Consider the following 11,709-nt stretch of genomic DNA (forward strand, 5'->3'; position numbering starts at 1 on the left):
ATCATGAGTTATTGGTAGGTTGATTCAGTTCTGCCAGCATGGTTTGCAAGCTGTCACGCCAATAAGGTAAACGGTAGCCCAAGTAGTCTTCAGTCAAGCTTTTATCCATCACACTGAAAGCGGGCCGCTGTGCTGGGGTAGGGTAGGCACTGCTGCGAATCGGATGAATTGGAATACGTCGGGTTAATAAACCTAAGCGATAGCCTTCTTCTTGGATCGCTCGTGCGAAATCATACCAACTTGCTACGCCGTTGTCAGAACAATGCAGCAGGCCACTGGCATCTTTTGCTGCTAAAGTCCAAATGGTTTGTGCTAAGGTTCGTCCCCAAGTCGGTGTGCCGACTTGATCATAGACCACACCTAATTGCTCTCTTTCTTGCATAAAACGCAACATACTTTTGACGAAATTATGCCCATGTGTTGAATAGAGCCATGAAGTACGAATAATCAGCGCCTTGGGTAAATGCTGCTGAACTTGCTGCTCACCACTCAGTTTAGTCGCTCCATAGACCCCTAAAGGGGCGGTAGCCGCATCCGGTGTATACGGCAAAGATTGTCTACCATCAAAGACAAAATCTGTTGAGATATGGATTAATTTGATCGCAGGATTGCAGGCGGCAATACTTTGAGCTAAAAAACCCGCCGCATCACCATTTAAGCGCTGTGCATTAGCTTGATCATTTTCAGCTTTATCTACAGCTGTGTAGGCAGCGGCATTAATAACTAAATCCGGTTGATAGTGTGCTAAGGCGGTTTTAATTTGCGCAGGATCGGTGATATCTAAACTGTCATGATCAGTGGCAATGAGTTCTGTACCGAGTGGATAACTCCGTTGTAACTCATAACCTAGCTGCCCGTTAGCACCGGTAATTAAGACCCTTTTAAAGCTCATGCAAATACCTCTGCCGCTGTTAGCTCCGCGCCGATAGCATCTTTGGCGGATAATTGTGGTGGTTCACCCTTCACTAAAGGCCAAGGAATATTCAAGGCAGGATCATCCCAGCGTAGGCAACGCTCATATTCAGGGGAATATAAATGAGTACATTTATATTGGAAATCAGCTGACTCACTGAGCACATAAAAGCCATGAGCAAACCCCGGTGGTACCCAAAATAGGCGATAATTTTCTGCAGAAAGTTCGACCCCTGTCCACTGACCAAAGGTCGGTGAAGAGCGTCGTAAATCCACAGCCACATCATAAACACGGCCTTGAGTCACACGGACTAATTTGCCTTGGGGTTTTTGAATTTGATAATGCAGCCCACGCAGAATACCTTGGCGTGAGCGACTATGATTATCTTGGACAAAGTTGAAATCTAAGCCAGCTTGAGCAAAGGTTTGCTGATTCCAAGTTTCCATAAAGAAGCCGCGCTCATCACCAAATACGCGGGGTTCGATAATCAGAACCTCAGGTATCGAGGTTGGGATAATTTTCATGCGTGCGCTACTCCAATTAGATAATGCCCATAACCACTTTTCTTTAAAGGTTCAGCTAAACGTAACAGCTGCTCGGTGGTGATATAGCGCATCCGCCAAGCGACTTCCTCAGGGCAAGCAATTTTTAAACCTTGGCGCTCCTCAATCACCCGAATGTAATTAGAGGCATCCAATAAAGAGGCATGGGTACCTGTATCTAGCCAAGCTGTACCGCGCTTAAGAATTTCTACTTGGAGTTGCTCTTTTTCTAAATACAGTTGATTAACCGTGGTAATTTCTAATTCGCCACGCTCAGAGGGTTTAACGGCTTTGGCGACATCAACCACTTGATTATCATAAAAATAGAGGCCAGTGACTGCATAATTAGAACGCGGTTTGAGCGGCTTTTCTTCAATACTTAGAGCTTTGCCGTTGGCATCAAAATCGACCACTCCATAGCGCTCTGGGTCACGGACATAATAGGCAAATACCGTCGCACCTTGGGTTTGATCATGCGCGGCTTGTAAACGATGAGATAGACCCTCACCGTAATAAATATTATCACCTAGGATCAAGGTACACGGGGCATTACCCAAGAATTCAGCACCAATTAAAAAGGCCTGTGCCAAGCCTTCTGGTTTAGGCTGAATCGCGTATTGCAGATTCAAGCCCCATTGTGCACCATCCCCTAATAGCGCTTGGAATTGACTCGAGTCTTGGGGGGTAGTGATGATTAATATATCCCGAATCCCTGATAGCATCAGGACGGTCAGTGGATAATAAATCATTGGTTTATCATAGATAGGCATGAGTTGTTTACTGACTGCCTGAGTCAAGGGATACAAGCGTGTGCCACTACCACCTGCTAAAATAATGCCCTTGCGTTGTATGCTCATGGATTTTTTCATTAATTTATTTCAATAAAGCCAAATTGTAGATGATTTGTGTTGTCATGCATTAATTCTATCTGTCGAGTGGTTGCTTAAGGGCGGTATTTTGACTTAAGCCGCTTTTTGCAAGTAATCGACGCGTTGTGGATTAGAAAAATATGCACCATCTGCCCCTAGATGTTGATTAAAAGCTGCCTTCACTTGCGCATAAAGTTCAGGGCTGAGTAGATGCTGGGTATGGGTTACACCAATAATCCGCTGTTCAAATTCAGCAAAATCCGCGAAATGGGTCGCTGCATTGAAAAAAATTTGCTGGTTCAGTTGCAGTAAGCCAGTCTCGACTGCTTGTTGGGTGTGCTGAAAAGCGGCTGCACGTACTTGCTGCTCATCATGAAATAAACGCAAAACCTCATTAAATGCACCGGCATAAATAGGTTCAGAAATCCATAATGAGCCTTGCGTTTTCAAGACTCTGGCGATTTCTTGGAAAACTTGTGGCATCAGTTCAAGAGGCACATGATGGAGCGATTTGAACATAAATACCACATCAACACTCTGATCTGGCAAATCAATGGCTTGTGCTCCGCCTGCACGGAATTCAATACAAGCGGGATGTTCACTTGCCAGATTCGCAGCGTGTTGCAGATGATCAACTTCGGTTGCAATGATTGTGTTCACTGCGAAGGACTCGGCGATGGCTCGAGTTAGTTGGGCTTTGCCACAACCTAATTCTAAAACAGTCGCTCCTGTCAGGTTCAAGTGCTGACGAATCAGCTCGAGTTCACTGGCAGTTTGGGTCACAGATGGGTCGGCAATTTGCATGATAGAACAATAGGTTTACTGAAAACCTGCGCATTATAAAGGACTCAGCGGTTAGCCACTAGCAGAATGCAATTAGCGCTGCTTAAAAACTAAAGGTTATATTTTTTTCACCACATAAGATTGGGTCAGCCAATCTTGTAAGAGCATATTACGCTTGTAAGCAAGCAGTATATTGATCAAAACCACCCATTTAAAACCTAGGATACAAGCACTGGTTACCAAATGTCGTAGATAAGCATGATGCAGGCTCAGGGGCTGGCCTTGTTTATTCACTACTTTCAGTTTCATAAGTTTTTTACCAAGGCTAGCTTGCCATGAGCTGGCTTCTACAGCTGGGTAGGCAATGAGCCAAATCAAGAGTCCTAACGAAAAGGCAGGCTCTGAATTAGTGACCCCCCGAATTTTTTCTAAAACAACATTAATCATGAAACTAAGTATAAAAACGACTGCTAGATCAATAATAAAAGCCATGATACGGGCATAATAATGTAGACCTGCAGGTTGCACACGAGCAGGGGAGGTAGTGGGCTGATTGGCTTCAAGATGCAACAAAATAGCATCGGCTTGTTGCTCGCCAAATTCTGCTGTGAAATAGCGCCACTGCTGATCCCAAGTAAATAATTGGTTGAGATACTGCAACACGGGTGGCTTGATAAATAGCGTTTTTTGCTCAGCAGCTTTGAGGTTGGACTCTGAAATACAGCCAAATAACTCGTAACTCAAGCGTGCACGAAACTCTAAATCTATGAATGAGGGCAGTTGTTCAAGAAATAACCAGTCTTTAGGATTTTTTCTAGCAGTCTCACTGTGAATATTGATGGAGAGCTGCTGTTGAAACTGTTGCCAATCAGCTGCCAATGAGGGATCTTCCTGATCCTCAAGCCTTGAAGCGGGCAGTAAGGGCGGCGGCTCGGGGGGGGCTAGCTGGCTAGTGATCAAGCTTGGCGCTAGGGTGGCTACGATAACCAACTGAGGTGGAGCTGCATTTTCTGGGGCATTTTTTGAGGTGGTTTCAAGTTGTAGGTATTCTTCTTCCCATAGCTCATGTTCTTCCCAGCCTTCATCCTCGGCATAGTCAGCAGATAAATCTTGATGGGCAGACCAATCCAAGGCTTGCTTATAAGCCTGATGAAGGGTTTGAAAACCTTCTGGATCATCCTCAGGGCGGGTTTTTTTAAGCTTGCGTGCATAGGCTTGCTTAATCGCTTTTTGATCCGCGTCAGCGCTTAACTCTAAAATCTCCCACCACATCTTTAAAACAACCGATCATGTTCGATTTGATCGAGGAACTCCGTGAAGCGAGTTTGTGCCTCTGCTATTTCACTGACGTTTTGTTGTTCGAGGACGGCTTCGAACCAACGTAAGGCTTGGAGAATTTCTTCACGCTCCTGGCCTAAGCGGCCTTCATATAAGCGTTCAGCACGCACCAGTAAGGTCATATTCAACTCTTGATCACGAGGATGAAATTTTAAAGCACTCAGCTTGGCTTGGCTGGCAGCAATCTCTTGGGCGCTCACTTGACTGGGTGAGTTCAGAATCATTTTGTAGTGCTTTTCACCCGTGGAAATCACTTCAACATCAACTTCGAGTACGCCATTAATATCATAGCTTAAGCGCACAGTGACGCCTTCCTCTCCTTTACGGGCTTTAGGTAAACGCAATTCGAGTTTACCTAGGCTAATATTGTTTTTAACTAAGCGGTGTTCGCCTTGAAAAAACTCCAAAAGCATCTGGGTTTGATAATCACTGATGGTGTAATAAGCGCTAATCCGGCTACAAGGAATCACAGTATTGCGTTCAATAATCGGGCTGAATAAATTACCTTGCGTTCCCAAATGATCATTTTCATTATGTGTGCCTACACCGAGCGAATAGGGGCAAACATCGGTAAGCACCCAATCCTCTAGGGCAGCATCCCGCGCTTTTAAACCTGCTTGAATCGCTGCCCCCATCGCCACCACTAAATCGGGATCGAGATTGGCAGCGGGCATTCGCCGAAACATTTTGGCAATCAGCGAGCGAAAATAATGCATCCGGGTGGCTCCGCCGACTAAAATCACTTCATCTAAATCAGAAGGCTTTAATTTTGCATCGCGCAAAGCGGTTTCAATCGGGCGCTGTAAACGTTGCCACAGTGGTTCGCTGAGTTTTAGGAATTCATCTTTAGATAAACTGATCGTTTGTTTTTGTGCTTGCAAAAAAGGCTCAACCTGAACGACATCAGCTTGATTAAGCCGGCGCTTGACTTGTTCCATTTGTGCCTGCACTAATTGTAATTCGTTAGGCTTGAGTTGATTTTTAGATGTGCCTAAGCGGTTGATAAATTGATTCACTAATAGTTCAGTGAAGTCTTCCCCACCTAAGAAATTATCACCGGCTGAGGCATGCACTTCGAGTACGCCTTCGAAATACTCCATAATCGACACGTCAAAAGTACCACCACCTAAATCCACGACGATAAATTGTGTATGTTCAGGTTTTTCATGCAGACCATAAGCAATAGCCGCCGCTGTTGGCTCATTGATTAAGCGCTCCACGGTTAAACCCGCTAATTCACCCGCCAAAATTGTCGCTTTGCGTTGGGTATTATTGAAATAAGCAGGTACGCTAATCACGGCCTCAGTGACGGGTTCGCCTAGATAATTTTCAGCATCTTCTTTTAAACTTTTGAGTACGAAGGCTGATAATTCCGGTGCAGAATAGGTTTTTTTCGCGAGTGTTAATTTGCGATCGGTACCCATATAACGCTTAAATACCGCAGCAGTCGAGTGAGGGTGAGTTAGTAACCGTTCCTGAGCCGCTCTACCGACTAGAACTTTACCCTCTTGACTGAGATGGACGACAGAGGGTGTCAGGTATTCGTTCAGCCGATTGGGAATCAGTTCGACTTGGCCATTTTGCCAAATCGCTACTGCGCTATTGGTTGTGCCTAAATCAATTCCTATAATTTTCATCATTTCGCTCTGGTTTGGCTTGTAGACTAATCGTACAACGGCCAGTTTTGCGAAACTAGAGTAAGCCGATTGGTTGAGTTATTTAAGAAACTGCAGTCACCGAAGGATTAGAGCGTCTGGGGACTTATAAGCCCCAACCTATATTCTGACAACGCACTCCTTGAGTAGAAATAGTTTCAAACCTGCCTTTGTTAATATTCGCTTTATAGGCAAAACGTACTTGGTCTAACCATTCGTTATCGGCTATTTTCACTAGCGCAATCAGGCTAGGGTCAGGTGTACCTTGATGTTCACAGGCTGAATATACCAGTTCATAGCCTTCAGGGGGTTCAGGGTAGGGCATGGTATCCAATACCTGCCAACGCGGGTCACTGGCGGTCGATTGAGGTAAATTTTTGCCTAAATACAATAAACGCTGTTGTGCCTTGATGAGAACGCCAAGGCTGTAATTGCAATTCAAAAGGCAAGCTCCACCTTCTTCTTGCCAACCGCTTGGATAGGGTGGAATGGTCTTGCCGATCAAATTATCGGCTGAACTCGGGCTGGCTAATAAAACTAAACTAAAAGCTAAGGCGCTGGTGTGCATACGGATCATCAATCGGTTATCCTCGCTGATTGTCAATCAATTGGACTATAGGTTAGACGATTGGTTTAGTTTGCTAGAGTTGTTTTGGATTTACAAAAATTCTAGATCCAGTTAACTCGGTTTAAACACCAAGCCTTGGCTTAGATCGTAAGCTTTTTTTATGAGTTTCTGATCGAAACTAGCGAATTGTTCGCAATGTTGGCTTAAAGCTAAATGCCAAGCGTCCGCAAAATTCATGCCGTTTTGAAACCAGTCTAAAGCTTGTTGGATGGCTCGCTGATCGCGAACGAATACGGTGTCCAAGCCAAGCAGTGCGTTTAAACCAGAGTGTCTATCCGCTGCCGCTAATTTATAAGCATGGCGTAATACCCATTCGGTTTCGAGAATGACCGTATCCGCTATAAACACTGGATGGTTAGCGAACAACTGCTCAGCTTTGTTGGCTTGTATGGGATCATCTTGCACTAATAAGCGCACCAAAATATTGGTATCAACGGCAATCATTGCCCGCTATCCCGAATGCCTTGTGCAATCGCAGCGTCCATTTCCTCAATAGTTTTTGCTTTACCTTGATAACGATTTTTCAAGCAACCTGCCACTTGCGCTAAAGTAGTTTTAGGTAAGCTTGCAGGCTTATACGGTCGCAGCAAAATACCTTGTTCGGTTTCTTCAACAATGAATTCTTGACCATTTTCCCAGCCGTGCAAAGAGCGTATGGCTTTAGGGATGATGATTTGGCCTTTACTAGAAAGGCGGGTAGTTTGGAGCGATTGCATAGCTAGATTTAAAGTAAGGCGAAGGTAAGACGATTGTGTTGGAGATCTTTTCATCTGTCAAGACACACTGCTTAAACATCATACCCCAACACCGGACTCAGCCATTTCTCCGTCTCGGCTAAACTCATGCCCTTACGCTTAGCATAATCCTCGACCTGATCACGTCCTACCCGCCCAATCCCGAAATAACGCGACTCAGGATGGCTGAAATACCAACCCGATACCGAGGCGGCGGGATACATCGCAAAGGACTCGGTGATTTTCATACCCGTGTGTTTTTCCACGTCCAGCAATTGCCAGAGCTTGCCTTTTTCGGTGTGATCAGGGCAAGCGGGATAGCCGGGAGCAGGGCGGATACCTTGATAGGCTTCGGCGATCATCGCGTCGTTATCCAAAGCTTCCGTCGGTACATAACCCCAGAACTCTTTGCGCACCCGCTCGTGAATCCGCTCAGCCAAAGCTTCTGCCAGTCGATCTACCAAAGCTTCGGTCATAATCGCGCTGTAATCATCGTAGTTGGCACGAAAATCTGCCAAGTGCTGCTCAATGCCAAAACCCGTACTGACTGCAAAGCTGCCGACCCAATCTGCTTTGCCAGAGTCTTTAGGTGCAACAAAATCTGCAAGGCTGTAATTGGGTTGTTGCCCATTTCTATCCATCTGCATGCGTAGATTGTGCAAAGTGGTGTGTACCGTTTGGCGAGTTTCATCACTAAACAGCACAATATCATCACCGCTGCTATTAGCTGGGAAGAAACCAAGCACTGCTTTGGCTTGAATCCATTTTTCGGCCACGATTTTTTGCAACATGGCTTGGGCATCAGCGAATAGTTTGGTGGCTTCCGTACCGACCACTGCATCTTGGAGAATCTCAGGATAGCGCCCTGCTAATTCCCAGCTACGGAAAAAGGGTGTCCAATCAATACGCTCGACCAGCTCAGCTAGCGGATAATCAGCAAAGCTCAGAATCATACCCGCACCGCTGTGAATTAACTCAGCCTGATCAGGAATGATTGGTACGGCTTTCTGGGCATGACGCTCAGCTTGTAGTTGGTGCGCAATACAGCAATACCCTTGCGCTGCTCCGCCTGTAGGAACGGAGGAATGAGGCGTGAGGTTTGCCGCTGCCAATAACTTCGGCTTAGGTGGGACATAATTTGTCCAATCCCCTTTAAACGCATTCGCACGCGCAGCGGCCATCGAAATGAGCTTCCGTTCGCTTTGATTGGCGGCACGTTTGACACGCACTTGCTGATATTCAGTGCGTAACTGTGCTAGATAATCTGGCTTTTGCTCTTTGGATAATAAAGCGCTGGCAACCCCGACTGCCCGTGAAGCATCCGGTACATAGACCACCATATCGTTTTGATATTGTGGCTCGATTTTTACGGCAGTATGAATTTTGGAAGTCGTCGCCCCACCAATCAACAGCGGAATAGTAAAGCCTTGACGCTGCATTTCTTTGGCGACATGAACCATTTCATCGAGTGAGGGGGTAATCAAACCAGACAAGCCAATAATATCGACGTTTTGCTCGCGTGCGACTTGCAGGATTTTCTCGCTCGATACCATTACGCCTAAGTCGATGACTTCGTAGTTATTACATTGCAGCACCACACCAACAATATTCTTGCCAATGTCATGCACATCGCCTTTCACCGTTGCCATCAAAATTTTGCCGTTGGCTTGCAGTGCTGTACCTTGCTTTTCCGCAGCCATGAAGGGGTCGAGATAAGCAACGGCTTTTTTCATCACTCGTGCCGATTTGACTACTTGCGGCAGGAACATTTTGCCCGCGCCGAATAAGTCACCGACCACATTCATCCCGTCCATGAGTGGGCCTTCGATGACTAATAAGGGCTTGCCGAGTTTGACACGAGCCGCTTCGGTATCTTCATCAACGAAGGCATCAATCCCTTTGACTAAGGCATGCTCCAAACGTTTTTCCACCGGCCAGGAGCGCCATTCCAAATCTTCTTTTTTATTTTCGGTTTTGCCATCGCTTTGGTATTTGGGGGCAAGGTCTAGTAACCGTTCGGTTGCGCCCACATCACGATTTAGGATCACATCCTCGACTGCAGTGCGTAGTTCGGTGGGGATGTCGTCATACACTTCCATTTGTGAGGCATTGACGATGCCCATATCCATCCCTGCTTGAATCGCGTGATACAAGAAGACACTGTGAATGGCCTCACGCACTGGATTATTGCCCCGGAAGGAGAAGGAAACATTCGAGACACCGCCTGACACATGGGCAGATGGCAAGTTTTGGCGAATCCAGCGGGTGGCTTCAATGAAATCCACGGCGTAATTGTTGTGTTCCTCAATCCCCGTGGCGATGGCGAAAATATTTGGATCAAAGATAATATCTTGCGCTGGGAAACCGACTTGCTCAGTCAGAATTTTATAAGCCCGCGCACAAATCTCGATTTTGCGTTGTTTAGTATCCGCCTGACCGTGTTCGTCAAAAGCCATCACAATCACTGCCGCACCATAGCGCCGCACTAATTTAGCTTGCTCAATAAATTTAGCTTCGCCTTCCTTCATCGAGATTGAGTTAACGATGCCTTTGCCCTGAATACATTTTAGACCCGCTTCAATCACCTCCCATTTAGATGAGTCAACCATCACCGGAACACGCGCAATATCCGGTTCGGAGGCAATCAAATGCAGGAAGCGGGTCATTTCCTTTTCTGCATCCAATAAGCCTTCATCCATATTCACGTCAATCACTTGAGCGCCACCTTCGACTTGCTCGAGTGCGACTTGTAAGGCTGCGGAGGATTGCCCGTCTTTAATCAGACGCTTGAATTTAGCTGAACCCGTGACATTGGTACGTTCACCGACATTCACAAATAGGCTCTGTTTGCCGACATTAAAGGGTTCTAAACCCGATAAGCGTAATTCGGCTTGAATGGCGGGTAATTGGCGGGGTGCAAGGTTGTTGACCGCTGCAGCAATGGCTTTAATATGTGCAGGTGAAGAGCCGCAGCAGCCGCCCACAATATTCACCAAGCCTTTTTCTGCCCATTCCTGAATGAGTGCTGCCATTTCAGCGGGAGTCATATCGTACTCGCCCATTTCATTCGGCAAGCCCGCATTCGGATGTGCCGATACATAAGTCGCCGAAACCCGCGCCATTTCTTCCACATATTGGCGCAATTTGTCAGGACCCAGTGCACAGTTTAAGCCAAAGGAAATTGCATCAGCATGGGCTAGCGAGTTATAGAAGGCTTCCGTAGTTTGTCCGGTGAGGGTACGGCCTGATTCATCGGTAATCGTGCCAGAAATCATGATCGGCAGTTCAATACCCTCTGCCTCAAACACCTGCTTGACTGCAAATACAGCCGCTTTCGCATTCAAAGTATCGAAGATGGTTTCAATCAGAATAATATCCGCCCCGCCCGCGATTAAGCCGCGAGTTGATTCTTGATAGTTCGTGACCAATTCATCAAAGCTAATATTACGGAAGCCGGGGTCATTCACATCGGGCGAAATACTACAGGTTCGGGAGGTAGGGCCTAAAACACCCGCAACAAACCGTGGTTTGTCTGCTGTGCTGTATTCATCTGCTACTGCCCGCGCTAACTTGGCGGCTGTGAGATTGATTTCATAGGCGAAATCCTGCATCTGATAATCATGCATCGACACACGAGTCGCATTGAAGGTATTGGTTTCTAAAATATCTGCCCCCGCTGCTAGATACTCGGCGTGAATTTCGCGAATCACAGAGGGCTTGGTTAGCACCAGCAAATCATTATTGCCTTTCACATCCTGAGGCCAATCTTTAAACCGTGTGCCACGATAATCATTTTCTTGTAATTGATAGCGCTGAATCATCGTTCCCATCGCCCCATCAAGGATGAGAATACGTTGGGTGAGAGCGGCTTTAAGTTGTGCAGTTCGGTTCATGAGCTAGGCAGTTTTTAGCGAAAAGGGGCTATTGTCGCTAGATTCGGAGCTTAAAGCTATTTCAAGTTTTTCAAGGAAAAGTTGAAAAAAATGATGTTTGATTGGCGAGTTTTTAGAGTTCCCCTCATATCTTACCGCCAATTGTTAGATAACAAGAAGCATCAGCGTGCCGCGATGATCGCTGCCATGCGAAAATTGGTGCCTATCTGTTTTGGCGTTTTGAAAAACCAACAGGCTTTTTCAACCACCCTTTAGGGTATTCAATCAGCAAATCAATAAAAAAATTCTATCACCTTTTTATTGATTTCAAGACGATACTCTTCTCAAACAGGGAAACGTTCAAACTCTAAAGAG

Annotated in this window: 10 protein-coding genes; all 10 read right to left on the reverse strand. The window is 46.1% G+C overall.

Annotation, left to right across the window (positions count from 1 at the left end; all coding sequences use genetic code 11):
- Nucleotide 1: 1 nt before the first annotated feature.
- Nucleotides 2-892 (reverse strand): dTDP-4-dehydrorhamnose reductase, encoded by an 891-nt coding sequence (rfbD, locus tag B5D50_RS16990; RefSeq protein ID WP_078923850.1) that lies wholly within the window; start codon nucleotides 890-892, stop codon nucleotides 2-4.
- A complete protein-coding gene (gene rfbC / locus B5D50_RS16995) occupies nucleotides 889-1,437 on the reverse strand; it encodes a dTDP-4-dehydrorhamnose 3,5-epimerase (RefSeq protein WP_078923851.1) in 549 nt (182 codons plus the stop codon). Before rfbC ends, rfbD begins: the two co-directional genes overlap by 4 nt.
- Nucleotides 1,434-2,312: a glucose-1-phosphate thymidylyltransferase RfbA gene (rfbA, locus tag B5D50_RS17000; protein WP_078923852.1), complete on the reverse strand. Its 879-nt coding sequence runs from the start codon at nucleotides 2,310-2,312 to the stop codon at nucleotides 1,434-1,436. Before rfbA ends, rfbC begins: the two co-directional genes overlap by 4 nt.
- A gap of 105 nt (nucleotides 2,313-2,417) precedes the next feature.
- Nucleotides 2,418-3,128 (reverse strand): class I SAM-dependent methyltransferase, encoded by a 711-nt coding sequence (locus B5D50_RS17005; protein ID WP_078923853.1) that lies wholly within the window; start codon nucleotides 3,126-3,128, stop codon nucleotides 2,418-2,420.
- 96 nt (nucleotides 3,129-3,224) lie between these two features.
- Complete coding sequence (locus tag B5D50_RS17010) at nucleotides 3,225-4,379, reverse strand: RDD family protein (RefSeq protein WP_078923854.1); 1,155 nt, start codon at nucleotides 4,377-4,379, stop codon at nucleotides 3,225-3,227.
- A gap of 2 nt (nucleotides 4,380-4,381) precedes the next feature.
- Entirely contained in the window at nucleotides 4,382-6,085 is a 1,704-nt protein-coding gene (locus B5D50_RS17015) for a molecular chaperone HscC (protein WP_234975916.1), read from the reverse strand.
- Between the two features lie 121 nt (nucleotides 6,086-6,206).
- Entirely contained in the window at nucleotides 6,207-6,677 is a 471-nt protein-coding gene (locus B5D50_RS17020; RefSeq protein WP_078923855.1) for an SEC14 family lipid-binding protein, read from the reverse strand.
- 102 nt (nucleotides 6,678-6,779) lie between these two features.
- Complete coding sequence (locus B5D50_RS17025) at nucleotides 6,780-7,172, reverse strand: type II toxin-antitoxin system VapC family toxin (protein ID WP_078923856.1); 393 nt, start codon at nucleotides 7,170-7,172, stop codon at nucleotides 6,780-6,782.
- Nucleotides 7,169-7,444 (reverse strand): AbrB/MazE/SpoVT family DNA-binding domain-containing protein, encoded by a 276-nt coding sequence (locus B5D50_RS17030; RefSeq protein ID WP_078923857.1) that lies wholly within the window; start codon nucleotides 7,442-7,444, stop codon nucleotides 7,169-7,171. Before B5D50_RS17030 ends, B5D50_RS17025 begins: the two co-directional genes overlap by 4 nt.
- A 71-nt stretch (nucleotides 7,445-7,515) precedes the next feature.
- On the reverse strand, nucleotides 7,516-11,355 hold the full coding sequence (gene metH, locus B5D50_RS17035; protein WP_078923858.1) for a methionine synthase: 3,840 nt from the start codon (nucleotides 11,353-11,355) through the stop codon (nucleotides 7,516-7,518).
- Nucleotides 11,356-11,709 lie beyond the last annotated feature (354 nt).

Origin of the sequence: Thiothrix eikelboomii (assembly GCF_900167255.1) — a bacterium.
Lineage (GTDB): Bacteria > Pseudomonadota > Gammaproteobacteria > Thiotrichales > Thiotrichaceae > Thiolinea > Thiolinea eikelboomii.

Coding starts and splice junctions, on each gene's coding strand:
- rfbD (WP_078923850.1), bottom strand. CDS start 892: ATGAGCTTTAAAAGGGTCTTAATTACCGGTGCTAACGGGCAGCTAGGT.
- rfbC (WP_078923851.1), bottom strand. CDS start 1,437: ATGAAAATTATCCCAACCTCGATACCTGAGGTTCTGATTATCGAACCC.
- rfbA (WP_078923852.1), bottom strand. CDS start 2,312: ATGAGCATACAACGCAAGGGCATTATTTTAGCAGGTGGTAGTGGCACA.
- B5D50_RS17005 (WP_078923853.1), bottom strand. CDS start 3,128: ATGCAAATTGCCGACCCATCTGTGACCCAAACTGCCAGTGAACTCGAG.
- B5D50_RS17010 (WP_078923854.1), bottom strand. CDS start 4,379: ATGTGGTGGGAGATTTTAGAGTTAAGCGCTGACGCGGATCAAAAAGCG.
- B5D50_RS17015 (WP_234975916.1), bottom strand. CDS start 6,085: ATGATGAAAATTATAGGAATTGATTTAGGCACAACCAATAGCGCAGTA.
- B5D50_RS17020 (WP_078923855.1), bottom strand. CDS start 6,677: ATGATCCGTATGCACACCAGCGCCTTAGCTTTTAGTTTAGTTTTATTA.
- B5D50_RS17025 (WP_078923856.1), bottom strand. CDS start 7,172: ATGATTGCCGTTGATACCAATATTTTGGTGCGCTTATTAGTGCAAGAT.
- B5D50_RS17030 (WP_078923857.1), bottom strand. CDS start 7,444: ATGCAATCGCTCCAAACTACCCGCCTTTCTAGTAAAGGCCAAATCATC.
- metH (WP_078923858.1), bottom strand. CDS start 11,355: ATGAACCGAACTGCACAACTTAAAGCCGCTCTCACCCAACGTATTCTC.